Annotated in this window: 23 protein-coding genes, 1 tRNA gene and 1 pseudogene; 19 read left to right on the top strand and 6 right to left on the bottom strand. The window is 68.8% G+C overall.

Features of this window, described 5'->3' with window-relative positions; translation table 11 throughout:
- Nucleotides 1-88 precede the first annotated feature (88 nt).
- A complete protein-coding gene (locus EDD27_RS57310) occupies nucleotides 89-256 on the bottom strand; it encodes a DUF5703 family protein (RefSeq protein WP_421916622.1) in 168 nt (55 codons plus the stop codon).
- A 208-nt stretch (nucleotides 257-464) separates the two neighbouring features.
- Between EDD27_RS57310 and topA the strand changes: the two genes are divergently transcribed.
- The 9 genes from topA (at nucleotide 465) to EDD27_RS41970 (ending at nucleotide 11,429) form a co-directional block, all read left to right on the top strand.
- Nucleotides 465-3,152 carry a type I DNA topoisomerase gene (topA, locus tag EDD27_RS42010; protein ID WP_127937422.1) on the top strand — a complete coding sequence of 896 codons (2,688 nt, stop codon included), beginning with the start codon at nucleotides 465-467 and terminating at the stop codon, nucleotides 3,150-3,152.
- A 14-nt stretch (nucleotides 3,153-3,166) separates the two neighbouring features.
- Nucleotides 3,167-4,489: a metallophosphoesterase gene (locus tag EDD27_RS42005; protein WP_206641889.1), complete on the top strand. Its 1,323-nt coding sequence runs from the start codon at nucleotides 3,167-3,169 to the stop codon at nucleotides 4,487-4,489.
- A gap of 71 nt (nucleotides 4,490-4,560) precedes the next feature.
- On the top strand, nucleotides 4,561-5,100 hold the full coding sequence (locus EDD27_RS42000; protein ID WP_206641888.1) for a helix-turn-helix transcriptional regulator: 540 nt from the start codon (nucleotides 4,561-4,563) through the stop codon (nucleotides 5,098-5,100).
- A gap of 141 nt (nucleotides 5,101-5,241) precedes the next feature.
- A complete protein-coding gene (gene tmk, locus EDD27_RS41995; protein ID WP_127937420.1) occupies nucleotides 5,242-7,293 on the top strand; it encodes a dTMP kinase in 2,052 nt (683 codons plus the stop codon).
- A 55-nt stretch (nucleotides 7,294-7,348) separates the two neighbouring features.
- Entirely contained in the window at nucleotides 7,349-8,521 is a 1,173-nt protein-coding gene (locus tag EDD27_RS41990) for a DNA polymerase III subunit delta' (RefSeq protein ID WP_127937419.1), read from the top strand.
- An 83-nt stretch (nucleotides 8,522-8,604) separates the two neighbouring features.
- Entirely contained in the window at nucleotides 8,605-9,174 is a 570-nt protein-coding gene (locus EDD27_RS41985; protein ID WP_241564537.1) for a SigE family RNA polymerase sigma factor, read from the top strand.
- The gene (locus EDD27_RS41980) at nucleotides 9,171-10,214 is read left to right on the top strand and encodes a permease-like cell division protein FtsX (protein WP_127937417.1); all 1,044 of its coding nucleotides are present in this window, start codon (nucleotides 9,171-9,173) and stop codon (nucleotides 10,212-10,214) included. Before EDD27_RS41985 ends, EDD27_RS41980 begins: the two co-directional genes overlap by 4 nt.
- 122 nt (nucleotides 10,215-10,336) lie before the next feature.
- Nucleotides 10,337-11,158 (top strand): PSP1 domain-containing protein, encoded by an 822-nt coding sequence (locus EDD27_RS41975; RefSeq protein ID WP_421917361.1) that lies wholly within the window; start codon nucleotides 10,337-10,339, stop codon nucleotides 11,156-11,158.
- Between the two features lie 194 nt (nucleotides 11,159-11,352).
- Nucleotides 11,353-11,429: transfer RNA gene (locus EDD27_RS41970), tRNA-Thr, on the top strand.
- A 548-nt stretch (nucleotides 11,430-11,977) separates the two neighbouring features.
- On the opposite strand, the gene EDD27_RS41965 is transcribed toward EDD27_RS41970, so the two are convergent.
- The gene (locus EDD27_RS41965; RefSeq protein WP_206641887.1) at nucleotides 11,978-12,838 is read right to left on the bottom strand and encodes a GNAT family N-acetyltransferase; all 861 of its coding nucleotides are present in this window, start codon (nucleotides 12,836-12,838) and stop codon (nucleotides 11,978-11,980) included.
- A 59-nt stretch (nucleotides 12,839-12,897) separates the two neighbouring features.
- Here EDD27_RS41965 and EDD27_RS54920 point away from each other — a divergent pair, with 59 nt between their 5' ends.
- A complete protein-coding gene (locus EDD27_RS54920; RefSeq protein ID WP_164904022.1) occupies nucleotides 12,898-13,041 on the top strand; it encodes a hypothetical protein in 144 nt (47 codons plus the stop codon).
- Nucleotides 13,042-13,161: 120 nt separating this feature from the next.
- Here the strand turns inward: EDD27_RS54920 and EDD27_RS41960 are convergent, their stop codons facing one another.
- Nucleotides 13,162-13,905 (bottom strand): TetR/AcrR family transcriptional regulator, encoded by a 744-nt coding sequence (locus EDD27_RS41960; protein ID WP_206641886.1) that lies wholly within the window; start codon nucleotides 13,903-13,905, stop codon nucleotides 13,162-13,164.
- Between EDD27_RS41960 and EDD27_RS41955 the strand changes: the two genes are divergently transcribed.
- Nucleotides 13,886-14,539, top strand: coding sequence for a dihydrofolate reductase family protein (locus EDD27_RS41955; protein WP_127937411.1), 654 nt, complete (start codon nucleotides 13,886-13,888; stop codon nucleotides 14,537-14,539). The two genes, EDD27_RS41960 and EDD27_RS41955, sit on opposite strands and share 20 nt — an antisense overlap.
- Nucleotides 14,540-14,874: 335 nt before the next feature.
- On the opposite strand, the pseudogene EDD27_RS59025 reads toward EDD27_RS41955, so the two are convergent.
- The 3 genes and pseudogenes from EDD27_RS59025 to EDD27_RS41945 all read right to left on the bottom strand — a co-directional run.
- Nucleotides 14,875-15,012, bottom strand: a pseudogene (locus EDD27_RS59025) (sigma factor-like helix-turn-helix DNA-binding protein); the annotation flags it as partial.
- Nucleotides 14,949-15,311, bottom strand: a complete 363-nt coding sequence (locus EDD27_RS57300; protein WP_241564908.1) for a sigma factor — start codon at nucleotides 15,309-15,311, stop codon at nucleotides 14,949-14,951. The gene EDD27_RS57300 and the pseudogene EDD27_RS59025, both read right to left, overlap by 64 nt.
- A gap of 59 nt (nucleotides 15,312-15,370) precedes the next feature.
- Nucleotides 15,371-15,868, bottom strand: coding sequence for a GNAT family N-acetyltransferase (locus tag EDD27_RS41945; RefSeq protein WP_127937409.1), 498 nt, complete (start codon nucleotides 15,866-15,868; stop codon nucleotides 15,371-15,373).
- 237 nt (nucleotides 15,869-16,105) lie between these two features.
- Between EDD27_RS41945 and EDD27_RS41940 the strand changes: the two genes are divergently transcribed.
- The 8 genes from EDD27_RS41940 (at nucleotide 16,106) to EDD27_RS41905 (ending at nucleotide 25,015) form a co-directional block, all read left to right on the top strand.
- Nucleotides 16,106-16,438: a DUF4326 domain-containing protein gene (locus tag EDD27_RS41940; protein WP_206641885.1), complete on the top strand. Its 333-nt coding sequence runs from the start codon at nucleotides 16,106-16,108 to the stop codon at nucleotides 16,436-16,438.
- Between the two features lie 164 nt (nucleotides 16,439-16,602).
- Nucleotides 16,603-17,145: a DUF305 domain-containing protein gene (locus EDD27_RS41935; protein ID WP_127937407.1), complete on the top strand. Its 543-nt coding sequence runs from the start codon at nucleotides 16,603-16,605 to the stop codon at nucleotides 17,143-17,145.
- 90 nt (nucleotides 17,146-17,235) lie between these two features.
- A complete protein-coding gene (locus EDD27_RS41930; protein WP_127937405.1) occupies nucleotides 17,236-17,934 on the top strand; it encodes a FadR/GntR family transcriptional regulator in 699 nt (232 codons plus the stop codon).
- Between the two features lie 20 nt (nucleotides 17,935-17,954).
- On the top strand, nucleotides 17,955-19,205 hold the full coding sequence (locus tag EDD27_RS41925) for an ABC transporter substrate-binding protein (protein ID WP_127937404.1): 1,251 nt from the start codon (nucleotides 17,955-17,957) through the stop codon (nucleotides 19,203-19,205).
- A gap of 14 nt (nucleotides 19,206-19,219) precedes the next feature.
- Nucleotides 19,220-20,050: a carbohydrate ABC transporter permease gene (locus tag EDD27_RS41920; protein WP_127937402.1), complete on the top strand. Its 831-nt coding sequence runs from the start codon at nucleotides 19,220-19,222 to the stop codon at nucleotides 20,048-20,050.
- Nucleotides 20,047-20,856, top strand: a complete 810-nt coding sequence (locus tag EDD27_RS41915; RefSeq protein WP_127937400.1) for a carbohydrate ABC transporter permease — start codon at nucleotides 20,047-20,049, stop codon at nucleotides 20,854-20,856. The genes EDD27_RS41920 and EDD27_RS41915 overlap by 4 nt, the downstream gene beginning before the upstream one ends.
- Nucleotides 20,856-23,786 (top strand): glycoside hydrolase family 38 N-terminal domain-containing protein, encoded by a 2,931-nt coding sequence (locus tag EDD27_RS41910; protein WP_127937398.1) that lies wholly within the window; start codon nucleotides 20,856-20,858, stop codon nucleotides 23,784-23,786. The genes EDD27_RS41915 and EDD27_RS41910 overlap by 1 nt, the downstream gene beginning before the upstream one ends.
- A complete protein-coding gene (locus EDD27_RS41905; RefSeq protein WP_127937396.1) occupies nucleotides 23,783-25,015 on the top strand; it encodes an enolase C-terminal domain-like protein in 1,233 nt (410 codons plus the stop codon). The genes EDD27_RS41910 and EDD27_RS41905 overlap by 4 nt, the downstream gene beginning before the upstream one ends.
- The last annotated feature ends 2 nt before the right edge of the window (nucleotides 25,016-25,017 follow it).

Raw genomic sequence — 25,017 nt, 5'->3', positions numbered from 1 at the left:
CTGCTGCTCACCGCCCGTGAGCAGTCAGCGATAGATGCTTTGCCCGTTCCGGGGGCGCGGCCCGGGACGGGCAAAGCTATGTCCACGTTCAGAGCGTGCGGCGTACCCGCATGACCTTGCGGCGTAGCCGTACGTGACGACTTCCGTCGGGGTGGACGCGTACGCGCGCTAGCTCCCATCGACCGTACTCCGCGTGTTCGGTCAGCAGCTGACGTGCTGCTTCGCGAGTGAGGTCGCGTGGAATGAAGATATCCATGTAGGAGTAGTCGAGCACAACGATTAGTCTCCAGGGTGAGTCAGGGCGCCATACCGCTCGATGGGCCTTATTCTGCGTCCTTGTGGGTGGACCCGGAAGGTTGTGGGTAGCCCGGGGGAAGGAAATTTCCGCGAGTCGGGTTACCTTTCAGTCTGTGCCGACTCCCGGCAGGGGGATTTTGCAAGCGAACAGCGAGGTAGGAAGCAGCGTGCCAGCCAAGAACGGCAGCGCCGGCGGAACACGCCTGGTGATCGTCGAGTCGCCGGCCAAGGCGAAGACGATCGCGGGGTACCTGGGGCGCGGCTACATCGTCGAATCGAGCATCGGCCACATCCGCGACCTGCCGGAGAAAGCCGACGACATCCCCGAGAAGTTCAAAGGCGCCCCATGGGCCCGCCTCGGGGTGAATGTCGAGCACGACTTCGAGCCGCTGTACGTCGTCAACCCCGACAAGAGGTCCCAAGTCGCCAAGTTGCGGCAGCTGCTGAAGGACGCCGACGAGCTCTATCTGGCCACTGACGAGGACCGCGAGGGCGAGGCCATCGCCTGGCACCTGCGCGAGGTGCTCAAGCCCAAGGTGCCGGTGCACCGCATGGTGTTCCACGAGATCACCCCTCAGGCCATCCAGGACGCCGTGGCCAACCCGCGTGACCTCAACCTCCGCCTCGTGGACGCCCAGGAGACCAGGCGCATCCTCGACCGGCTCTACGGCTACGAGGTCAGCCCCGTGCTGTGGAAGAAGGTCAAGCCTCGCCTGTCGGCCGGCCGGGTGCAGTCGGTGGCGACGAGGCTGGTGGTGGAGCGTGAGCGGGAGCGCATGGCGTTCACGTCTGCCCACTACTGGGACCTGCAGGCGCTGTTCGACACCAACAAGCCGGAGGAGCGCCCGCGCGACTTCACCGCCACGCTGACCGTGGTCAACGGCAAGCGCGTGGCGCAGGGTCGCGACTTCGCCAGCACCGGGCAGCTCAAGAACGCCGACGTGCTGCACCTGTCCGAGGCGGCCGCGGGCGAGCTCGCCGGCCGGCTCCAGGGGGCGTCGTTCGCGGTCAAGTCGGTCGAGCGCAAGCCGTATACGCGCAAGCCGTACGCGCCGTTCCGGACGACCACATTGCAGCAGGAGGCCAGCCGGAAGCTGGGATTCTCCGCCAAGTACACGATGCAGGTCGCCCAGCGGCTCTACGAGAACGGCTACATCACGTACATGCGTACCGACAGCATCACGCTGTCGGAGACGGCGATCGCGGCCGCGCGGTCGCAGGCGATCAAGCTGTACGGCCGCGAGTACGTCCCGGACAAGCCGCGCGTCTACAGCAGCAAGGTCAAAAGCGCCCAGGAGGCGCACGAGGCGATCCGGCCCTCTGGCGAGGAGTTCCGCACGCCGGGCGAGACCGGGCTGACGGGCGACCAGTTCCGCCTGTACGAGCTGATCTGGCAGCGGACCGTGTCCTCCCAGATGAAGGACGCGGTCGGCGAGTCGGTCACCGTGAAGGTGGGCGGCAGGTCGGCCACCGGCGAGGACGTCGAGTTCAGCGCCTCCGGCCGGACGATCACGTTCTACGGGTTCCTCAAGGCCTACGTGGAGGCGACCGACGACCCGTCGGGCGACCGCGACGACGCCGAGAAGCGGCTGCCCAACCTGGCGGAGGGCGACCCGCTCAGCGTGACCAGGCTCGACGTGGCCGGGCACTCGACCAAGCCGCCCGCGCGCTACACCGAGGCGTCGCTGGTCAAGGAGCTGGAGGATCGGGAGATCGGGCGGCCGTCGACGTACGCCTCGATCATCGGGACCATCCTCGACCGTGGCTACGTGTTCAAGAAGGGCACGGCCCTGGTGCCGTCGTTCCTGGCGTTCGCCGTGGTCAACCTGCTGGAGCAGCATTTCGGCAACCTGGTCGACTACGACTTCACGGCCGAGATGGAGAAGGTGCTCGACGACATCGCCAACGACCGGGCGGAGCGGGTGCCGGAGCTGCAGCGCTTCTACTACGGCTCCGACGGCGACGAGGGTCTGAAGGAGATGGTCACCGACCTGGGCGACATCGACGCCAAGGAGATCAGCTCCTTCCCGATCAAGGGGACGGACATCGTCCTGCGGGTCGGGCGGTACGGCCCCTACCTGGACAGGAGCGGCGCCCGGGTCAACGTGCCCGAGGACATGACGCCCGACGAGCTGACCGCGGAGAAGGCCGAGGAGCTGTTCTCGCGGCCGACGGGTGACCGGGAGCTGGGGCACGACCCGGTGACCGGGCACATGATCGTGGCCAAGGACGGCCGGTACGGGCCTTATGTGACGGAGGTCCTGCCCGAGCCGGCCGTGGACGAGGAGGCTCCCAAGCGGCGCACGAAGAAGGCCGACGTGCCGAAGCCCCGTACGAGCTCGCTGTTCAAGACGATGTCGCTGGACACGATCACGCTCGAGGACGCGCTCAAGCTGCTGTCGATCCCCAGGCTCGTGGGCGAGCTGGAGGGCGAGGAGGTCGTGGCGTACAACGGGAAGTTCGGCCCCTACCTGAAGAAGGGGACGGACTCGCGTTCGCTGGCCTCCGAGGACGACCTGCTCACGGTCACCATCGACCAGGCGAAGGAGCTGTTCGCGCAGCCCAAGCAGCGCGGGCGGCGCGCCGCGGCCGCGGCGCCGCTGCGCGAGCTGGGCGCCGATCCCCACTCCAAGAAGCCGGTCGTGGTGAAGGAGGGGCGCTTCGGCCCGTACGTGACGGATGGCGAGACCAACGCCTCCCTGCGCAAGGGCGACACGGTCGAGGACATCACGATCGAGCGGGCGGCGGAGCTGCTGGCCGAGCGCCGTGAGCGGGCGCCCGCGCCGAAGAAGACCACCACCAGGAAGGCGCCGGCGAAAAAGGCTCCCGCCAAGAAGCCTGCCAGCAAATCGTAAGTAGCATCGAATACGTGGTGGTCCTGGTCTTCGTCGGCCTCATCCTGCTGGCGCACTATTACCTCTGGCACCGGATGGTGCGCTCGACCACGGGCCCCGGGCGGCTGCGCAAGGCGCTGACCTGGGGCATGGTGGGGCTGTTCGTGCTGGTCGTGGGCACGTTCGTCGGCACGCGGATGGAGCTTGGAAGTGGGCTGGCCTGGCCGGGATATGTCTGGCTGGCGTTGCTGTTCTACCTGGTCCTGTTCTTCGTGGTGCTGGAGGTTCCGCGGGCCGTGGCGGGGGTGTTCCTGCGCCGGGCGGAGCGGAAGCGGGCGGCGGCACCCGAGCTCACGCCCAAGCGGAAGCGGGCACCGGAACCCGAGCTCACGCCCGAGCCCGTCGCGGTCCTGGCGAGCACAGCCGCGCCGGTCGTCGAGGAGACCGCGCCGGTGGAGACGGTCCCGCCTGCTGAGGGCGCTGCGCCGGTTGAGCAGGTTGCCGAGAAGATTGCGCCGCCTGCTCCGTTGAGCAGGCGGTTGTTCCTCGGGCGGGCCACCGCCGCCGTGGCCGGGCTCGGTGCGCTGAGCACGGTCGGGTACGGCATCACGAGCGCGCTGGGCGATCCCGTGATCGAACGGGTCAAGGTCACGCTGCCGAAACTGGACCCGCGCCTCGGCGGCCTGAGGTTCGCCGTGGTCAGCGACATCCACCTGGGTCCGCTCACGGGCAAGGCCCACACCGAGCGCATCGTCCGCATGATCAACGGTCTTGAGGCCGACGTCGTCGCGATCGTGGGCGACCTGGTGGACGGGTCGGTGGCCGAGCTCGGCGCGCTGGCACGGCCGCTGAAGAACCTCGAGTCCCGCTATGGGGCATATTTCGTCACCGGCAATCACGAGTACTTCTCCCCAGGCGGGTTCGCCGAGTGGATCGAGGAGCTCGGGCAGCTCGGCGTACGCCCGCTGCGAAACGAACGCGTGGAGATCAGGCACCAGGGCGCCGTCCTGGACCTGGCCGGCGTGAACGACCTCAACGGCACGTCCCAGGGCGACGGCCCGGACTTCGGCAAGGCGCTCGGCAACCGCGACACCAGCCGGTCCACGGTGCTGCTCGCGCATCAGCCGGTCCAGGTGGGCGAGGCCGCCCGCCACGGCGTGGACCTGCAGTTGTCCGGGCACACGCACGGCGGCCAGATGGCGCCGTTCAGCCTTGTCGTGGGGTTGCAGCAGCCGGTGGTGTCCGGCCTGGCCACGGTGGACGGGGTGCAGGTCTACGTCACCAGGGGCGCCGGATTCTGGGGGCCGCCGGTCCGCGTCGGCGCTCCGCCCGAGGTCACGATGCTGGAGCTGGCTTAGTGTAGTCGAGTGGCCACGGCACGCCATCATGCCGTAGTATCCCTCCGGATACATCCGGGAGGGGGAGATCCATGGTGTCCTCGCCGATGGAGGCGGCGCTGGCGTCCGGTGTCGCCGGCTGGGCCAAGCGCGGCGGGCTGCTGTTCAAGCAGGCCAGGCACGCCGCGAGCATGAACCAGAAGGCGCTGGCCAGTGTCAGCGGCACGTCGCGGACCACGTTGTCGGCCTATGAGCACGGCAGGAAGTCGCCGACGCTCGAGACGGCCGGGCGCATTCTCGACGCGGCCGGGTTCCGGCTGGCGTTGGAGCCGAAGGTGGAGTTCGCCGCTCGGCCTTTTCCTGTGCCGAGCCGGTTGTGGCGGCTGCCGGTCGCCGCGGCGCTGGGGGTGGCGCGGCTGCACGGGCGGGCCTACGACCTGGCCGACCGTGCGGAGCGGCGGGCGGCGTACATGTTGTTGTTGTGCGAGGGCAGTCCCCAGGAGTTGCTCGATCACGTGGACGGCGTGCTGCTCGCGGAGCTCTGGGATGAGCTGGATCTACCATCTGATATCCGGGCCGAGTGGTGGCCATTGGTGGAAGAGGCCCGACATGGGACCGGAGTTATCAATTGATGACATTTTCGCGGACCCATTCGAGCTGTGTAACCTGCGCACGGGGCCGCGAACGTAATACCCTCGGCCACGAGCCGCCGGGAATATCCCGCTCGTCTCTTGTCCGCCTGCTTCTGGCCAACATCTGGATACGCTGACATCATGACTGCCCCCGGCCGACGCCGCCCTACTCACGTGCTGGCCAACGCGCCGTTTCGACGGCTCTGGACGGCCATGTCGGTGTGCAGCCTGGGTGACTGGCTCAACATACTCGCGCTGACCGCACTGGCCGCCAACCTCACCCAGGGCGACGACTACCGAGTGCAGTCGCTGGCCGTCGGCGGCGTCTTCGTCGCCAAGATGTTGCCGGCCGTGCTGCTCGGCCCGCTCGCGGGGGTGTTCGCCGACCGGTTCGACCGGCGGCTGACGATGTTCGTGGCGGACCTGGCCAGGTTCGCCGTGGTGTTGTCCATCCCCTTCGTCAACAGCTACCAGTGGGTCATCATCGCGACCGTCCTGGTCGAGTGCATCAACCTGTTCTGGGTCCCGGCCAAGGACGCCACGGTGCCCAACCTGGTGCCGAAGGAGCAGTTGGAGTCGGCCAACCGGCTCAACCTGCTGGTCACGTACGGCAGCGCGCCGGTCGCGGCCATGTTGTTCGCGGCGCTGTCCGTGGCGGGCGACCTGATCAGCACCATCGTGCCGTTCCCGGCCGGACGGGACGCCACCGGCCTGGCGCTGATCGTCAACGCCTGCGCCTACCTGGTGTCGGCGTTCCTGATCTTCACGTTGCGCGACATCCCCAAGCGGGACGGCGCGATCTCCACGCCGTCCGTGCTCAAGCAGATCGTCGAGGGCTGGCGCTTCGTCGGCCGTAACCGGCTGGTGCGGGGCCTGGTCATCGGCATGCTGGGGGCGTTCGCCGCCGGCGGGGCCGTGGTGGGCGTGGCCAAGATCTACGTGGTGACGCTCGGCGGCGGCGACGCCGCCTACGGTGTCGTGTTCGCCGCGGTCTTCGTCGGCATGGCACTCGGCATGTTCTTCGGGCTCCGGCTGCTGCGTGAGCTGTCGCGACGGCGGCTGTTCGGGCTGGCCATCACGGCGGCGGGGCCGGTCCTGATCGCGATCGCGCTGGTGCACAACCTGGTGATCGTGGTCATGCTGACCGTGCTGCTCGGGGCCTGCGCCGGGATTGCCTGGATCATCGGCTACACGTTGATCGGGCTGGAGGTCGAGGACGGGCTGCGGGGCCGTACGTTCGCGTTCCTGCAGTCGACCGCGCGGGTGACGCTGCTGCTGGTGGTCGCCATGGCCAGCCCGCTGGCGGCGCTGTTCGGCGTGCACCAGCTGCGGTTGGGCGAGTTCGGCTACCGGTTCGACGGGACCAACCTGGTGCTCGTGGTCGGCGGGGCGCTCGCGATGACCGTCGGCCTTCTCGCGCTGCGCCACATGGACGACAGGAAGGGCGTCTCCCTGGCGGCGGACCTCATCGCCGCGGTGCGCGGCGAGCGGTTCCCCGCCGAGGCGGCCGAGCACGTGCCCGGGCTGTTCGTGGCGTTCGAGGGCGGCGAGGGGTCGGGCAAGACGACCCAGTCGCGGCTGATCGCCATCTGGCTGCGCGATCAGGGATACGACGTCGTGCAGACGCGCGAGCCCGGCTCCACCAAGGTCGGCATGCGGCTGCGGGCCATCCTGCTCGACGCGGCCGAGCGCGGGCTGACGGCACGGGCGGAGGCGCTGCTCTATGCCGCCGACCGGGCCGAGCACGTGGAGAAGGTGATCAGGCCGGCGCTCTATCGGGGCTCGCTGGTGATCACCGACCGCTACGTGGACTCGTCGCTGGCCTACCAGGGCGCTGGGCGGGCGCTCGACCCCGAGGACGTGTCCAAGATCAATGCCTGGGCGACGGGTGGCCTCGTGCCGCACCTGACCGTGCTCATCGACACGCCGCCCCAGGTGGGGTTGACCCGGCTGGGCGGGGCGGTCGACCGGATCGAGGCCGAGCCGCTGGAGTTCCACGAGCGGGTGCGCAAGGAGTTCCGCGCGCTGGCGGCCGCCGCGCCCGAGCGTTACCTGGTCGTCGACGGCACGCAGCCGCTCGAGGTGATCACCCGGCAGATCCAGGACCGCATCCGCGACATCCTGCCCGACCCGGTGCCGGAGGAGACAGAGGACGTCACGGGCACGATGCCGGCGATCCGCGACTGGGGGTGAGGCCCTCGCCCCCGTTGTTGTGCCACGTGGGGTGGCGGGCAACTAGCCTTAGCGCGTGACGGTTTTCGATGACCTCGTCGGGCAGGACAAGGCGGTGGCCGTGCTGTCGCGGGCCGCGGCGGCGGCCGGAGAGGTCGTCGGTGGCGGGCGCGGCGCGGGCATGACGCATGCCTGGTTGTTCACCGGCCCGCCCGGCTCCGGGCGGGAGGACGCCGCCCGCGCCTTCGCCGCGGCGCTGCTGTGCCCCGACGGTGGTTGCGGCCACTGCGACCAGTGCCATCAGGTGCTGATCGGCTCCCACCCCGACCTGGAGACCGTACGCCCCGAGGGGCTGTCCTACAGCGTCAAGCAGACCCGCGAGCTCATCCTGCGCGCCGCGGGGGCGCCGACACAGGGACGGTGGCGGGTCATCCTGTTCGAAGACGCCGACCGGGCCACGGAGTCGGCCGCGAACGCCCTCCTCAAGGCCATCGAAGAGCCGCCGCCCCGTACGGTGTGGCTGCTGTGCGCGCCCGCCCTCGACGACCTGATGATCACCATCAGGTCGCGCTGCCGAGTGGTCACGCTGACCACGCCCAGCACGGACGCGGTCGCCCATGTGCTGGCCACGCGTGACAGCGTGCCGTGGGAGACGGCCTCGTTCGCCGCCCGGGCCGCTCAGGGGCACATCAGAAGGGCGCGGGCGCTGGCCCTCGACGAGGGAGCCAGGCAGCGCCGCGAGGCCGTGCTGAGCATTCCACGTTCGCTCACGGGGGTGGGGGAGTGCGTTTCCGCCGCCGAGCGTCTGGTGAAGACGGCGGAGGAGGAGGCGGCCGCGGCCACGGCCGCGCTCAATGAGAACGAGACCACTGAGCTGCGCAAGCTGTACGGCGAGGGTTCCACGGGCAAGGGGCTCAACCGAGGGCTGGTGCGGGGCGGGGCTGGGGCGCTGAAGGAGCTGGAGGACCGGCAGAAGTCGCGGGCCACGCGGATCAAGCGGGACTCGCTGGACGCGGCGTTGCTCGAGCTGGTGTCGTTCTACCGGGACGTGCTGGCCATGCAGTTCGGGGCCGCGGTGGAGTTGGCGAACGATGACATCCGGTTCGATCTGGATCAACTGGCCAAGCGGTCGACGCCCGAGGAAACGCTGCGGCGCATCGATGCGATCATGCAGTGCAGGGAACGGCTTGCGGCCAATGTCAACCCGCAGATCGCGGTCGAGGCGATGATGCTGGCGCTGCGCCCCTGAGGGATCGCGGCGGGGACGCCGCCCACTGGGCGGACAGGCGGGGACCGGGATGCGGCGCTTGCCGGCCGGCGGAAGATGACCGGGTGACCGAAGCAGCAGACGAGGTTGCCGGGCGTCTCTGTTACGTGGAAGTGGAACTGCTCACCCAAGATGAGCCCCTGGCGCGGCGGCAGGTCGACGTGGCGGCGATCTTCGCCGATCATCACGTGGGTCTCGTACGGCTGGCCCTCATCATGGTCGGCGATCAGGCGACCGCCGAGGACGTCGTGCAGGAGGCGTTCGCCCGCACCCATGCCGGCCGGGGCAGGCTGCGGGACCCCGACAAGGCGCTGGTCTACGTGCGCTCCGCGGTGCTCAACGGGTGCCGGTCGGTGTTGCGAAGACGGGCGACGGTGTTCCGGCGGGCGGTGCCGTACGAACCGCCCGTCTGGTCGGCGGAGAGCGCCGCGCTCCTGGGCGAGGAGCGGCGCGAGGTGCTGCTCGCCCTGCGCGAGCTGCCGCGCAGGCAGCGTGAGGCGCTGACGCTGCGCTACTACCTCGACCTGGCCGACCAGGAGACCGCCGAGACCATGGGGATCAGCGCGAGCACGGCCAGGTCCACGATCGCGCGAGGGCTGGCCGCCCTCGGCCGAGCACTCAGGGAGGGATCATGAACAGCCCGGTGGAAGACAGACTGCGTGAGGCGCTCGCCGAGGCGGGAGCGGCGATCGACCCCAGCACCCTCAGGCCGCTGCGGGCACCGGAGCGGCGGCGGCTCCGGATGGATTTCCGGCTGATGGCCGTGGCGGTGACCGTAGTGCTCGCGGGGGTGGCGACCGCCGCGGGGCTGGGCGGTCTCGAAGGCGAGGACCAGGTGGTGGCCACGAACCCGGAGCAGGCGGATATGGCCGTCTTCTTGTGCACGAAGTCAACGCCGAAGGAGACGCTGTGCCGAGGGCGCGGCGTGAGCATGGAGGAGGTGCGCGCGGTCGAGCGGGCGGTGAAGGGGCTGAAGCAGGTCGAAGCGGTGTTCTTCGTGGACCAGGCGAGCGCCTACGACAGCTTCCGGGTCAGCTTCGCGAACAACAAGGCGCTGCTTGACTCGGTCAAGGTCACCGACCTGCCGATGTCGTTCCGGCTGGAGATCAAGGAGGGGGCTGATCGGCGCGAGGTGCAGCAGGCGCTGCGAGGACTGCCTGGGATACAGAGTGTCGTGGACCAGAAAGCCGCCTCTGCCGAGGCGTCGTCCGAGCGGCTGTCGGAGCCGCGGCTCAGCGTGTTTCTCTGCGGCAAGGGGTCCATCCTGCCGGCGTGCGGTGCCGAGCGCGAGTCCCGGGGCAAGGACAAACTCTTTGCCAAGCGGGGCAAGGAAGCGACGAACGCTCAGAAGGCGGCCATCAGGAAGCTGATCGAGGCCATGCCTGAGGTCCACTCGTACGTCTTCGAGGACAAGAAAGCGGCGTATGAGAACTTCATGCGCGCGTACAAGAGCAACAAGGTGCTGGTCGAGGCAACCCGCGTGGAGGACATGCCCGAATCCTTCCGGTTGGTGCTGAAGCCGAACACCGACTGGGCCGAGACGGTCGCCACGCTGAAGCACCAACCAGGGGTGGCCTCGGCCAACTACACCCCCTGCCTGGCCGATCAGGCCACGCTGGAGATCGACTACGGCTTGTTCCTGGATGACAGCAAGGTGTGCCCGATCAGCAAGTGATCCGGCGAACATCCACCTCCGCACCCCTGACCTTCCGCGTACGGACCCACGTAGTGTGGCAACGAAGGCCGCAAGGACCCCCGAGGCCGTCAGGAGGCGAGCTCGAGCCCATGGGAATGATCATGGCCGTGAGCTTCACCCGTTATGGGAGGCTCTACTACCTCGATCCCGGTGAGCACAACCCGAAAGTGGGCGACAAGGTGCTCGTGCCGACCGACTCGGGTCCGGAGGTGGCGGAGTGTGTGTGGGCGCCGCAATACACGAGCGAGGACATCGACGGGTTGCCGGTGTGCGCGGGGTTGGCGGGCGAAGAGCACCTCGCCCGCGACGAGTCCAACAAACGCCGCAGGGCCGAGGCCCGCAGCGTGTCCAAACGACTGATCAAACGGCACACGCTGCCGATGAAGGTGGTCGGGATCGACTACCTCGAGCAAGACAACGTCTATACGGTCTATTTCTCGGCGCCGCACCGGGTGGACTTCCGCGCCCTGGTGCGCGACCTGGCCCGCAACCTGCGGGCCCGGGTCGAGCTGCGCCAGATCGGTCCGAGGGACGAGGCGCGGTTGCAGGGCGGCATCGGCCCCTGCGGCCGTGACCTGTGTTGTGCCACCTTCCTGAAGGACTTCGAGCCGGTCTCGGTGCGGATGGCCAAAGATCAGGATCTTCCGGTCAACCCGCTGCGCATCGCGGGTGCGTGTGGGCGGCTCATGTGCTGCCTGAAGTATGAGCATCCGCTGTATCAGGAGTTCCGCGCCTCGGCACCCCGGGTGGGGGCGAGTGTGGAGACCCCGCAGGGCGCCGGGACGGTGGTGGGGCACAACGTGCCGTCCGACTCGGTCGTGGTGCGGCTCAACGACGGGGGGCGGCGGTGTTCGTGCTCCAAAGCCAGCGTGTGCTCGCCGCGTAAACAACACGATGCCATGTATGGCGACGGATCGTCGTAACCAGAGAGTTCGGGCAGTACGGTCACAGCACGACGGGGGGCGCCGGCCGGTGACTACCCGACGAAGATCATGGGAAGGCCCGGGGCGGGGCGACGGGAAGGGGGCGGAGGACGGGCGATCTGTCCGGGCATCGGGTGATCGGTGGGAGCGAGAACCCCTCGGGCTCCTGTAGACTCTTTCACGCTGCACGGCACGCCGCCTTAGCTCAGTCGGCCAGAGCACTTCACTCGTAATGAAGGGGTCTGGGGTTCGAATCCCCAAGGCGGCTCCAGCTCATAGGCCCCTCGCGATGATCGCGAGGGGCCTTTTGCTAACACTCCTGCTAACAGCGTCCCCACCGGGTAAGGATCGCCCGCGTTGCGACACCACTGACGCCAATCCGCCCATATCGCACCACTAGGCGGCAAGAGTTGTGTAGGCGTAGAACCCGCCCGCTCAGATGGATCTGCGAGAGGTAGGTGGCGTGGGGGTACGTGTTCATGCTCGCTTTGGCTGCTTCGGTGCCAGCGCCGGGCTTGGCACAGTAGTTGCTGGAGTGCTGATCGCCGTCAGTTCGGCCACCACGCCAAGTTCGGGCGATCTTCAGGGCGTGCTGGGAACAATCCGTTGATCGATAGAAGGACCTCACCAGTTCCAGGGTGCGCGGCAGGAAGACAAATACCGGCAACGGCGGCCGACAGGGAGCGAGCCGGAGAGTCGTTCTCCAGGGAGCGGCGGTGGCGCGGCGCCGCGCGCCGGCTCACACCATCGATTGTCGCAAGCCAGCGCGCCCTCTTCACCACAACCGATGGCGAAAGCCCTCGGCTGGCAGGCTTGCCGCTACAGGTCGAGCTGTAGTGTCACCCTCTGGTGGGTCGGCAGGTAGCCGAGCGCGTCATTGATGACACGCATGTGGCGGTTGCTGTCGGCGGTGTCGGTCAGCAGACCATCGAGGTCCGGGTAGCGCTTGCGCGCCTGCAGGATGGCCTCGGCTTTCATCCAGCGGGCCAGGCCGTGTCCGCGATGTTCGGGGAGCACGCCGGTGGCGTAGTGCTGGGCGTCGCCCTTGCCGTCTCCCGGGACGACCAGCTCGGTGAATCCCGCGATGGAATCATCGGATTCGGCGATGGCGGCGACGGTATGGAGCAGGTCGCCCCGGTTCTCGATTGCCAGCGCCGCGTCCCGTACGCGCTGGACGTCCCAACTCACGGTGCCGTAGTCGGTGTCGTCCATCGGCATGTCGTCCAAGGCGTGGCGGGACGCGGCGAACGTCTCGGCCAGCTCATCGGGCACGACCCCGTCCCACGCGACCAGCCGGTAGCCGGGATGTGGGCTGTGCACGATCTTCCCGAGGGCGGCGAGGTCAGCCTGGGCCAGCGGCAGCCTTGCATAGGTCAAGGTCAACACCTTGCGAAAGCCCCGCGCCGACAGGAAGGCCTCTCCCGACGAACTGGGCTCCACCTGGGCGATGACGCAGCGCCGATCCTCTTCGCGGGCTGCGGCCAGCGCGGTGGTCAGCAGGAGAGAACCGACGCCGCTACGCTGCTCGGCCGGGTGGACCTGGAGATCGAGTTCGGCCAGGTGATCCTGGCCCGCCCTGATGAACAGGCGAAGGAACGCTGATCCGACGGGAACGCCGGCAGGCAGGGTGGCCAGCCACGCCAGGCGGCGACTGGACGACGTGAGTTGAGGGTCAATCAAAGGGGTGATGCGAATCGACACGATGTCTCCGGCTTGAGGAGGTTGGTGAAAGCAGAGCTGTGGCTTCGCTGCTGAACGGTCCTGCGCATCTGCTGCACACCTCCTTCAAGAACGGCCTCGACATCGGGCGCGATCAAGACTATAGCGGTCCCGCCGCATCGCTCGCCAGTTCGATCCCGGCACAGCGCGACGGTGGGATGTGACCAAGCCGGTCCGTAACGCGCGGCACCGTCCGCGCGTGCGCGAGGACGGTGGAGGCCTCTCCCGCCGACGAAGCTGTCACCAAGTACACAGGAGGGGCGAAAGGCCCGGTGGAATCATCATTACAGGCCTCTTTCGATCATGTCGATCAGGAGTCGGGTGGTTTCGTCGGCCTGGGTGGTCTGCAGACTGCGCAAAGGGCCGTCGATGAGGAGTATGGCGAGACCGTGCACGGCCGACCAGACGAGGAACTCCATGCCTGGGCGTCGGTCGGTGGGCATGCGGCCGCATGCGACGAGATCGTCCAAGGCCGCGCCGAGCAGTTGGAAAGGGGTTAGTCCGGCGGTTCCTGCGGAGGTGTCGACCTTGGCTTCGGCCATGGTGTCGGGGACGAAGAACGCCGCACGGAACAGCCCGGGCTCGGTCTGGGCGAAGCGCAGGTAGCCGGTGCCGAGGGCGCGGAAGCGCGCGCAGGCCGCTTGGACCGGGTCGGTGACCGGTGACAGGGCGGCCTGCTCGGCTTCCATGGTGCGGGCCAGCTGGGCCATCGCGGCCAAGGACACGGCGTGCACGAGAGCGTGCCGGTCGGCGAAGTGGCGATAGGCGGCGTTGGGGACCACTCCCGCGCGCCGGGTGGCCTCGCGCAGCACCACCGCGTCAGGGCCGCCCTCGCGGGCCAGTTCGATCCCTGCTTCCAGCAGGGCCTGGCGCAGATTGCCGTGCCGGTAGGTGCTCCGCTTGGCCGTGTCGACCATGACATCTCCCAATGTGGACAGCATCCACTTGTCTGTGTAATGTTCTGCCTGTCCGCAGATGTGGACATCGTACACAAAGGAAGTGAAGATCATGGAGCTCAGCGTCCACACCTTCGTGAGCCTCGACGGCATCATGCAGGGCCCGGGCGGAGTCCAGGAGGACCCCAGCAACGGCTTCGAGCGCGGAGGCTGGCTCGTGCCCCACACCCACGCCGGCCAACTCAGCCCCGTCGACGGGTGGTTCCGGCGGGCCGACGCCTTCCTCCTGGGGCGGACCACCTTCGAGATGATGCGCACGTACTGGTCGCAGGTGACCGATCCTGAGAACATCGTGGCCACCGCCCTGAACACGTGGCAGAAGTACGTCGTCAGCGACACCCTGTCCGACGCGGACACGGCCTGGGGGAAGACCACAGTGCTGCGCGGCGACATCGTCGATCAGGTGCGCCGGCTCAAGGAACAGCCGGGCGGTGAGCTGCAAGTGCACGGCAGTTGGCAACTGGTGCGCACCCTGCACGACGCCGGGCTCGTCGACACCTACCGACTGCTCCAATTCCCCGTCGTCGTCGGGGACGGCAAGCGGCTGTTCGCCGACGGCGCCACACCAGCGACCTACCGGATCACCGAGTCGGAGGTGCTGAGCGGGGGTGCCGGCGCGGTCTCGCTCACCCTGCGCCAGGCCGGGTTCGGCACCACCGGCACCGGTGAGTTCGTCGTGCGTGACGGCAAGGAAGCCATCGCGTGAGCACGGCAACCCGGATGGGCTATCGCTACCTGGCAGCCCCTGGTGGCGGAGAAGGACGCCGCCCTGCGCGAGCGCCTGCTGGGCTGACCTGCGCACGATCTCTTCGCTGATCTGACACGATTGCCTCGCACGCCGTCGCGGTCGGCGAACCACTGCCGGTACGGCGGCATCGTCGCCCGCACGTCCCGCGCCAGCAGCTCCGCGACCTCGGTCAGGTCGCCGCGCTCCACCGCGGACATGTAGCGGCGCAGGATCCTGCGGTCCTCGTGGGTGTACGGGGCTGACGGGGCCCAGTCCGACCGGCCGGGCGGCAGGTGGGTGCGCAGGGTGGCTCTGGCCCGCTGCAGGGCGCTGTTGACCGAGGCGACACTGCCGTCCAGGGCCTCGGCCGTCTGGCGGACCCGCCAGCTCAGCACGTCGCACAGGATCGTCGCGGCGCGCTGCCTCGGCGGCAGGTGCCTGATGGCGACCAGGAACGCCAGCTCCAGGGTCTCCTTGGCGACCACCGCGGCCTCCGGGTCGTCGGCGCTGGGCACCGCCGGCTCCCACAGGTGGCCGGGGAACGGCTGCAACCACGGGCCGGCCGGCGAATCGGCCTGGTCGGGCAGCGTCCGCGGCTCCGGCCGTCGAGGAAGTCCAGGCAGGCGTTGGTGGCGATCCGGTACGGCCAGGCGCGCAGTGAGGAACGGCCCTCGAAGCCGTCCCGCCCGCGCCACGCCCGCAGGAACACCTCCTGGACCAGGTCTTCCGCCTCGTCGAACGACCCGAGCATGCGGTAGCAGTGCACCCGCGGCTCGCCCCGGTGCCGCTCGGCACGTTCGGCGAAGTCGGTCACCCGGCCGCCGTCCGGGCGTACCGCAGCTGGTGGGTCAGCTCGCCGCCTATCGGGGCGTCGCGGGTGACGCCGTCCGCCGACCAGCCGGCCTTCTCGTAGAACGGGCGGGCCCGCTTGTTGCCCTCCAGCACCCACAGCACCGCGCGCGGGCCCAGGTGCGGCAGCGCGTCGTCCATCAGCGCCCGGCCCACGCCGGTTCCCACGTGCCCGGGCAGCACGTGGATGGCGTACAACTCGGTCACGCCCTCGTCCTCGCTCGGCCCCAGATAGCTGAACCCGACGATGCCGGAAACCGAGACGGCGACGGTCAGCCGGTGGGTGCCGGCCTCCCAGCGCCGGCGCTCGGCCCACCACTCGCCGAGCGCCTCCTCCGAGCCGAAGGTCAGCGCCTCCGGTGCGACCAGGCCGGCGTAAGCCGAGGCCCGGGACCGGTGGTGCAGGGCGCCGACGGCGGGCATATCGAGATCGTTCGCGGTACGCAGACGGACGGTCATTCGCCCGACGGTATCCGGGCCGGCACCGCCGACGCGCATCAGGTCCTGGGCCACCACGGTATCGCCGTCGAACTCGGCGGCCAGCCCCGCGAACCGGAGCGCCCATCCGGGCGAGTCCGTCTGTCACAGGTTCTCGTGGTTCGCGCGTGCTCGCGGGGACAGTGGGCCGCACCGGCGCTGCCGAGTTTCCCGACGGCGGCCCGGGATAAGGGTCCAGGTCAGAGGGGAGGATGTCGCATGCCACGCCGAGTCAAGGTCGAGGGGGACATGTACCACGGGCGGGTGCCTGAGGGGGCGATCTACGTCGGCCGGGCCGCGCCTGGTCTGAAGGCGAGTCCGTACAACAGCCCGCACAGCGTGAGACGGGAGGGGTGCCGGGCTTGTGGCGGGCGGGTGCACGAGCGGTCCGAGGTGATCGAGCTGTACCGGGTTCATCTGCGCGAGCATCCTGAGCTCGTCGAGCAGGCTCGCCGGGAGCTCGCCGGGAAGGATCTCGGGTGCTGGTGCCCGGCTGATCAGCCCTGTCACGCGGACGTGTTGCTTGCCGTCGTGGCGGGCGAAGAACCGTGAGCGATCCCGGTTCTACTGGAGCAGGTGGCGGGTTTCGGCCAGGAGCTCGACTTGGGCTCGCCAGTCGCCGCCTGCGATGCCGCTGACGCGCCGGTGCGGCCCTTGTGCCCGAGAGGGAAATCGCTTAGGAAGGTTTCCTATTAGTTTTTTAAGGGGTGAGGCGAGTGCGGGCAAAGCTTGTCGCGACGGCTGCCCTATTAGGAGGGCTCCTGCTGATCATCGCCGGCTGCGGGCGATCCGAAGCCCCCGAAGCGCCGGTGAACGCCGACGATGTCATGTTCGTGCAGATGATGGTGCAGCACCACCGGCAGGGCATCGAGATCGCCAAGGTGGGCACCGAACGTGCCGCCACGCCGGAGATCAAGACGCTCACCGCGGCCATCGAGAGCACGCAGCAGAACGAGGTCGAGATGATGTTGCGATGGCTGCACTCCTGGGATCAGCCCCTCACTGCCCCGTCGACGGGGCACGATCATCACGGCGGCATGCCCGAGACCGACGTCAAGCAGATCCAGGCATTGAAGAAGTCCAAGTCCTTCGAGCGCGACCTCCTCAACCTGCTGATCGCTCATCAGGACGACGCTGTGCAGATGGCGGGCATGGAGGTCTACAACGGGGCGAATCCGGCGGTCAAGGAGTGGGCCCGGCAGGTGCAGGCCTCCAGGAAGGGCCAGATCGACATGATGACGGAGTGGCTCAAGCGCTGACGCGTGCCATGAAATCGCGTAACGCCCGCTCGCCACGAAAACCACTCTGCTCATAGACGCCAATGGCATTAAGTGATTAGATCACTTGATATGTCCGAGGTAACGCGGCCCACGCTTTCCGACGCTCTGACCGAGCGCATGCTGGAGCTCATCCGTACCGGAGGGCACCGGCCGGGGGACAGGCTGCCCTCGACCAGGGAGCTCTCGCAGCGCTTCGCCGTCACCACCCCGACGCTGCGCGAGGCGCTGCGCAGGCTCGAGGCCACCGGGGCCATCGAGATGCGGCACGGGTCCGGCATCTACGTCGGTGCCGACATCGAGCGGCTGGTCCTGCCCAACCCCAACATGCGCGAGATCCATGCCGCCCGGCTGCTGGAGCTGCTGGACGCGCGCATCCTCATCGAGCCGCCGCTGGCCGCGCTGGCCGCCGAGCACGCCGGGCGCGAGGAACTGGCCGCGCTCCAACAAGTGCTCGACGAGGCAGGCAGGCACCTGCGCGGCGAGGACGCCGAGCTGCACGACGCGAACATGACCTTCCACCGGGCGACCGCGCGGATGGCGGGCAACAGCGTGCTGCACGAGGTCGTCGACTCGCTGCTCACCGTCCACGGGCCCGAGCAGCGGGAGATCCTGCAGATCTTCGATGACCGGCGCCGCGACTACGAGGAGCACCTGGCGATCCTGGAGGCCATCGAAGCACGTGACGCGGCCGAGGCCGAGGAGCGGATGCGGGCCCACCTGGTGGACGTGAAGACGGTTATAGAGCACCGGTTGCAACCCCCCAAGTAGAGAACCAAGGAGGCCGGTCCATGCTCCGGTCACGCATGGCCACGCTCGGCGTGGCGGCGCTCGTCCTGACCGCGTGCGGCGGCGGCAACGCCGCCGCGCCGCAGAAGAAGACCGAGTTAACCCTGTACAACGACAAAGGCGCCTGGACGAAGTTCTTCGACGAGATGGGCGCGCTGTCCAAGCCGAGCATCGGCCTGGGCATGAAGCCGACGGGATACACGGACTCGGCGCAGTACCAGGCCTTCATCAAGGCGTCGTTCCGCACGAACGTCAAGCCCGATCTGTTCACCTGGCAGACCGGCGGGATGCTCGAGGAGATCGTCAAGCAGAAGCAGGTGGCCGACACCACCGCCGTCTGGCAGGAGGCGATCAAGGCGGGCGACCTGTCGCAGGACCTCGCCCCCTACTACACGATCGGCGGCAAGCAGTATTGCGTGCCGATGAACGTCGCCTACTGGGGCATGTTCTACAACAAGAAGATCTTCGACAAGTACGGCCTGCAGCCGCCGCAGACGTGGGACGACCTCATCAAGACGGCCGACACCCTGAAGCAGAACGGGGTGAAGGCGTTTTATCACACCAGCGTGTTGTTCTCGTTCGTCTGGTTCGAGCAGCTCATGGCCGGCACCGACCCCGACCTGTACGACCGCCTGTCCACAGGCAAGGCGAAGTACACCGACCCGGGCGTGGTGCAGGTGATGGAGCGGTGGAAGCAGCTCATTGACGCCGGATATTTCATCAACCCGGGCGATAAGACGGATCCCGGGGACGTGCTCAAGACCGGCAAGGCGGCGATGGTGTCGTTCGGGACCTGGTTCAACACCAGCATGACCCAGCGCGACTTGAAGCCGGGCACCGACTACGACTTCTTCGTCATCCCCAACGTCAACGCCTCGCTCCCCAAGACGTCGATGATCTTCGAGAGCGGCCCGCTCTGCTCGCTGGCCAAGGCCGCCGACCCCGACGCGAGCATGAAGTACCTCAAGTGGTGGACGACCGCCGAAGCCCAGGAGAAGTGGGCCACCAGCCGGGGCGACGTGAGCGCCAACCCCAAGGTCACCATCAAGGACGAGGCGCTCGGCACCGTCACCAAGGACGCGGGCAGCGGCAAGTACCGGCTGGTCAACCGCTACTTCGAGGCCACGCCGCCACCCATCCTGACGGCCGCGCTGGACGGTTTCAGCAAGTTCGTCACCGAGCCCGGCGCCTACAAGGAGGTGCTGGAGACCATCCAGAAGGCCGCCGACGAGTACTGGAGCACGCATCAGTGACAACCCGCGCGCCTATGCTGGGGCGGTTCCGTCACGGGTACGTGGCGCCGGCGGCCATTCTGGTCGCGGTGCTGCTCTACGCGCCGTTCGTGTGGACCGCCTACCTGAGCCTCACCCGCTACGACGGGTTGGAGCCGCCCGCCTGGGTCGGCTTCGCGAACTTCGGCAAGTTGCTGGACGACCCGGCGTTGCTCACCTCGACCCGCAACACGCTGATCTGGGTGGCCGGCACGATGGTGCTGCCGGTCGGGCTCGGGCTGCTGGTCGCGGTCCTGTCGTACGACATCAAGGGCGGCGCCTGGTACCGCGTGCCGTTCATGTTGCCGTACGCGCTGAGCGGCGCGGGCCTGGCCATGGTGTGGAGCCCGATCCTGTCCCACGGCGGGATCGCCAACCTGCTGCTCGGCGTGGACACCGCGTTCTTGCAGGAAGCGCCGCACAACACCCTCGCCATGCTGCTGGTGTGGACCTGGCAGCAGCTGGGCGTGAACACGCTGTTGTTCGTCGTGGGCCTGCAGTCCATCCCCAAGGAGCCGATCGAGGCGGCGCGGCTGGACGGGGCGTCGGGGTGGCGGTTGTTCAGGCACGTGATCTGGCCGCTGATGCGGCCGCTGACGGCGGTCGTGGTGGGGCTGGCGCTGGTGGCCAGCCTGAAGACGTTCGACATCGTGTGGGTGCTGACGCAGGGCGGTCCGGGACGCAACTCCGAGACGCTGGCGGTCACCATGTACAAGGAGACCTTCGTGGCCAGTGATTACGGCTACGGCTCGGCCGTGGCGGTGTTGCTCACCGTGGTCACCGGACTGGCGTCCTACCTCTACCTGAGGAGGCAGGTGGCGTCATGATCCGGCGTGCCGTGCTCATCGTGCTCGGGCTGATCTGGCTCGGGCCGACCTATCTGCTGCTCGTCAACGCTTCGCGGCCGGCGACCTCGTACGATCCGGACCGCGCCTGGGTGCCGTCCGCCGACTTCTCGCTGCTGGAGAACTTCGGCCACGCCATCGAGGGCGCCAACCTGGGCGGGAGCCTGGCCAGCACCGCGCTCTACGCCATCGTCTCGCCGCTGCTCGCTGTGATCATCGGGGCGCTGGCGGGATACACCATCGTGGTGCTGCGGCTGCGTCATGGGTTCTGGTGGTTCCTGCTGATCTTCGGCGGCACCGTCTTCCCCTCGCAGATGTTGCTCGTGCCGCTGTTCGTCAGCTACAGCGACGCCGGCCTGTACGACACCCACCTCGGCCTGATCGTCATCTACACGGCGATCAACGTGCCGCTGGGCGCGTTCGTGTTGCGGAACTTCTACTCCGGAGTGGCGTTCTCGATCTTCGAGGCGGCCCGCATGGACGGCGCCTCGACGTGGCGCATCTTCTGGCGCATCTACCTGCCGATGTCGCTGAGCGCCCTGACGGCCGTGTTCATCCTCGAGTTCACCTTCATCTGGAACGACCTCGTCTTCGGCCTGACCCTGACCCAGACCGAGAACGTTCGCCCGGTGATGACCGCCATCGCCGGGCTCATGACCGACGTGTACGCCGGAACGCCGGTGCCCGTCGGACTGGCCGCGGGACTGGTGGTCTCGTTGCCGACCGTCGTGTTGTTCCTCGCCACCCAGCGCCTCTTCGCCCGAGGCCTGTCTCTAGGGAGTGTGTGATGACCAGCCGGTTGCTCCAGCGCAGCCTGGGTAGCCCCGACTACGACGGGATCAGGCAGGCCCTGCGGGACGACACCTCGACCCCCGTCATCAGCGTGCGCGGGCTGGAGGTGCGGGTCGCGGTGGTGCCGCTGTTCACCCACGACGGCCGGCAGGCGGTCAGGGTGTCGAGCACCGAGCCGCTGACGCATGTGCTGGTGGGGGTGGACAGCGCCTCCGGCAAGGACGTGACCTTGCTGGTGCCCGAGGTGGACGCGCCGCGCGAGTTCACCCTGGAGTGCCGCGACGACGCCGGGGTGGTCGGCAGCGCCCGGATCACCGTCACCCCGCAGCGTAAGTGGAGCGTGTTCGTCGTGCACCACTCGCACCTGGACATCGGCTACACCGATCCGCAGGGCACCGTGCTCCGGCATCACCTCGACTACCTGGACGCGGCGCTGCGGCTGGCGGAGGAGACCGCGTCCTGGCCGGACGACGCCAAGTTCCGGTGGACGGTCGAGTCGTCGATGCCGGCGCTGAAGTGGCTGGCCGCCCGCCCGGCCGAGATGGTCGAGTCCTTCACGCGACGCGGCCGCGAGGGCGTGATCGAGGTGACCGCGCTGCCGTTCCAGCTGCACACGGAGGCGTGCTCGACCGAGGAGCTGCACCGGCAGCTGCGCTTCACCCGGCAGTTCAGCTTCCCGGTCACCTCGGCCATGCACACCGACGTTCCCGGCGCGGTCGTCGGGCTGGTGGACGCGCTCAGCCAGGCGGGGGTGCGCTACCTGGCGGCGGCGCACAACTGGGCCGGCCGGTCGGTGCCCTACCTGCACGGCGGGGACAAGCTCACCAGGCCGTTCCGGTGGCGGGCTCCGAGCGGGAACGAGCTGCTGGTGTGGTTCACGGACACGCCGCACGGGATGGCGTACATGGAGGGCAACACGGTCGGGCTGACCGACTCCTACGAGCTGGCCGACGATCTGCTGCCGCGCTACCTGTCTGCGCTGGCCACGCGCGGCTACCCGTACGGGCCCGGCACGTTCGGATGGCAGGGGCCCGACGCGCCGCGGGAGCCGTACGAGCTGGACGTGCTGCACCTGCGGGTGCAGGGTGCGCACGCCGACAACGCGGGACCGTCGATCGTGCCCGCCTCGATCGCCCGCAGGTGGAACGAGGAGTGGGCCTACCCGCGGCTGCGGTCGGCGGTCAACAGCGACTTCTTCCGGCACGTCGAGGAGCGTTACCTCGACCGGCTGGCGGTGCACGAGGGCGACTGGACCGACTGGTGGGCCGACGGGCTCGGCTCGGGCGCGCGTCCGCTGGGCTACGTCCGCCGCGCCCAGTCCGCGCTGCGCGCCGCCGAGACCCTGCACACGCTGGCCGGGGCGGACGTGACCGAGGAGATCGACGCCGCCTACGACAAGGTCGCCCTGTTCAACGAGCACACGTGGGGCGCGGCCAATCCCTGGGAGGACGCCGAGGAGGCCGGGGACTCCGGCGGGCTGCAGTGGACCCGCAAGTCCTCGGGGGCCTACCAGGCGCAGGACGACGCGGCCGACCTGTTGCACGCCGCCGTCAGACGGTTCGCCGCGGCGTTGTCGGAGACGGGGACCGAGGGCGGCGCTCTGACGTCCTTCGCGGTCTTCAACCCCGCGACCCGGGCGCGCACCGACGTCGTGCACGCGTTCCTGCCGCGTGACGTGGTGGGCGTGGACGTGCCGATCGCGCTGGTGGACGCGCGGACCGGGGAGACGGTCCCGCACCACGAGGAGTTCGTGGACCCGGACGACTGGCCGACCCGGCCGATCGGTCGGCACGTCCACGCGGTCGTGCGTGAGGTGCCCGGGTTCGGCTACGTACGGCTTGACGTCGTGCCCGGCGAGACCCAGGCCCCCGAGCCGGTGGAGCTCCGGGAGCTCGGCGACACCACGGCGATCGAGAACGAGTTCTACCGCGTGGCCTACGACGTGCGCGAGGGCCACATCAGCTCGATCTTCGACAAGCGGGCGGGCCGCGAGCTGGTCAACGGGGACGCCGCCGCCGGGTTCGGCCAGTACGTGTACGACCAGTACGCCACCGCCCCGCATTTCAACCATTTGTCGGGGCACGTCGGGGCGCATGATCGTACGCTCCTCGGCGACCGGGCCATCGGCAAGCACGCCACCATCACCAAGTGCCAGCGCACGGCCGTGGGCGAGAAGCTGGTCGTGGAGCTGCGCGGCAAGGGTGTGGACTGGATCCGCACCACGATCGAGCTGCACTACGGCGTGCCCCGGCTGGACCTCACTTACCAGCTCGCCAAGCAGGGCACCCCGGCCAAGGAGGCGGTGTTCCTGGCTTTCCCGTTCGCGGCCGGACGGGCCACCGCCTGGGAGCTCACCGGCGGCGTCGGCGGACCGGACGTGCCCCGCGTGCCGGGCTCGGCCGAGTACATGTTGCCGATCAGGCACTGGATCGCGTTCGAGGACCCCGAGCTGACCATCGCCTGGGCCACGCTGGAGGCTCCGCTGGTGCAGCTGGGCACCATCCACATGCCGTACGCGCCGTTCCCGCCGACCCTCGACCAGGAGGACGGCACGGTCTATTCCTGGGCGCTCAACAACATCTGGGACACCAACTTCCCGGCGCAGCAACAGGGCGAGACCACTTTCCGCTATGCCGTCACGTCGGAAACAGGCGTCCAGGGCAGGCGGCTGGGCGCGGCGGCGGCAGCCGGGCTGACCGAGCCGTTCGTCGGCGCGCTGGTCACCGACAGCCCGGCGGTCACCGAGACGTACGCCTCGGTCGACCATCCGGACGTGCTCATCACCTCGATCGGGAAGGACAGTGTCAGGCTCCAGTCGCTGGCCGCCGAGCCGGTCGAGGCGACGGTCACCATGCCAGGAGATGAGACCGTGGCGGTACGGCTGCCCGCCTGCGGGGTCGCCGTCATTGGGGGTACGCGCTCGTGAAGATCGTTGACATCCGGGCCACGACGGTCGCGGTCCCGCTGGAGGCGCCGCTGCGGCACAGCAACGGCGCCCACTGGGGGCGGTTCGTCCGCACGATCGTCGAGGTCGAGGCCGACAACGGGCTCGTCGGCCTGGGGGAGATGGGCGGGGGCGGGGAGAGCGCCGAGGCCGCGTTCCGCGCGCTGGTGCCGTACCTGAAGGACCACGACCCCTTCCAGCTCGAAGCGCTGCGCTTCAAGATCGCCAACCCGACGGCCTCCCTCTACAACAACCGCACGCAGCTCCTGGCCGCCATCGAGTTCGCCTGCATCGACCTCATCGGCCAGCAGCTCGGGGTGCCCGCCTCCGACCTGCTCGGCGGGCGGGTCCGCGACGCCGTGCCGTTCGCCTCGTACCTGTTCTTCCGGTACGCCGACGCCGGCTACGGCGAGATCCGCACACCCGAGCAGCTCGTCGAGCACACCGCGCAGCTCAAGGCGGCGCACGGGTTCACCGTGCACAAGCTCAAGGGCGGCGTGTTCCCGCCGGACTACGAGCTGGAGTGTTACCGGGCGCTGGCCGAGGCGTTCCCCCGGGACCGGCTCAGGTACGACCCGAACGCCGTGTTGTCGGTGGCCGAGGGCCTGCGCTTCGGCCGGGCCATCGAGGACCTGAACAACGACTACCTGGAGGACCCGGTCTGGGGTCTCGAAGGGCTCAGGGCCATACGCGAGCAGGTCAGGGTGCCGCTGGCGACGAACACCGTGGTCGTCAACTTCGAGCAGCTCGCCTCGAACGTGCTGCGCAGGGCCGCCGACGTGGTGCTGCTCGACACGACGTTCTGGGGCGGGATCAGGCCGTGCGTCAAGGCGGCGGGCGTGTGCGAGACGTTCCAGATCGGCGTGGCCGTGCACTCGTCGGGGGAGCTCGGGATCCAGCTCGCGACCATGCTGCACCTCGGCGCCGTGTTGCCGAACCTCACCTACGCCGCCGACGCCCACTATCACCAGCTGCGTGACGACGTGATCGAGGGCGGCAAGCTGGCCTACGTGGACGGGGCCATCGCCGTGCCGCAGGGGCCGGGGCTGGGGGTGCGGCTGGACCGGGAGCGGGTCGCCCGCTATGCCGAGCTTTATCGGGAACAAGGCGGCTATCCGTATGATCGCGACCCTGGACGGCCCGGCTGGTACGCCACGGTCCCGAACGAGCGTTTCGCCGACCCCGCCGTGTCCCTGGATGTGGCTCCATAATG

Origin of the sequence: Nonomuraea polychroma (assembly GCF_004011505.1) — a bacterium.
In the GTDB taxonomy this organism is placed as follows: Bacteria; Actinomycetota; Actinomycetes; order Streptosporangiales; family Streptosporangiaceae; genus Nonomuraea; species Nonomuraea polychroma.
This window is presented reverse-complemented; position numbering and strand designations above follow the sequence as displayed.

Excerpts from the sequence above, each read along its gene's own strand:
- EDD27_RS57310 (WP_421916622.1), bottom strand. The coding sequence starts at position 256 with ATGGATATCTTCATTCCACGCGACCTCACTCGCGAAGCAGCACGTCAG.
- EDD27_RS42000 (WP_206641888.1), top strand. The coding sequence starts at position 4,561 with ATGGTGTCCTCGCCGATGGAGGCGGCGCTGGCGTCCGGTGTCGCCGGC.
- tmk (WP_127937420.1), top strand. The coding sequence starts at position 5,242 with ATGACTGCCCCCGGCCGACGCCGCCCTACTCACGTGCTGGCCAACGCG.
- EDD27_RS41980 (WP_127937417.1), top strand. The coding sequence starts at position 9,171 with ATGAACAGCCCGGTGGAAGACAGACTGCGTGAGGCGCTCGCCGAGGCG.
- EDD27_RS41975 (WP_421917361.1), top strand. The coding sequence starts at position 10,337 with ATGGCCGTGAGCTTCACCCGTTATGGGAGGCTCTACTACCTCGATCCC.
- EDD27_RS41955 (WP_127937411.1), top strand. The coding sequence starts at position 13,886 with ATGGAGCTCAGCGTCCACACCTTCGTGAGCCTCGACGGCATCATGCAG.
- EDD27_RS57300 (WP_241564908.1), bottom strand. The coding sequence starts at position 15,311 with ATGCTCGGGTCGTTCGACGAGGCGGAAGACCTGGTCCAGGAGGTGTTC.
- EDD27_RS41945 (WP_127937409.1), bottom strand. The coding sequence starts at position 15,868 with ATGACCGTCCGTCTGCGTACCGCGAACGATCTCGATATGCCCGCCGTC.
- EDD27_RS41940 (WP_206641885.1), top strand. The coding sequence starts at position 16,106 with ATGCCACGCCGAGTCAAGGTCGAGGGGGACATGTACCACGGGCGGGTG.
- EDD27_RS41930 (WP_127937405.1), top strand. The coding sequence starts at position 17,236 with ATGTCCGAGGTAACGCGGCCCACGCTTTCCGACGCTCTGACCGAGCGC.
- EDD27_RS41925 (WP_127937404.1), top strand. The coding sequence starts at position 17,955 with ATGCTCCGGTCACGCATGGCCACGCTCGGCGTGGCGGCGCTCGTCCTG.
- EDD27_RS41920 (WP_127937402.1), top strand. The coding sequence starts at position 19,220 with ATGCTGGGGCGGTTCCGTCACGGGTACGTGGCGCCGGCGGCCATTCTG.
- EDD27_RS41915 (WP_127937400.1), top strand. The coding sequence starts at position 20,047 with ATGATCCGGCGTGCCGTGCTCATCGTGCTCGGGCTGATCTGGCTCGGG.
- EDD27_RS41910 (WP_127937398.1), top strand. The coding sequence starts at position 20,856 with ATGACCAGCCGGTTGCTCCAGCGCAGCCTGGGTAGCCCCGACTACGAC.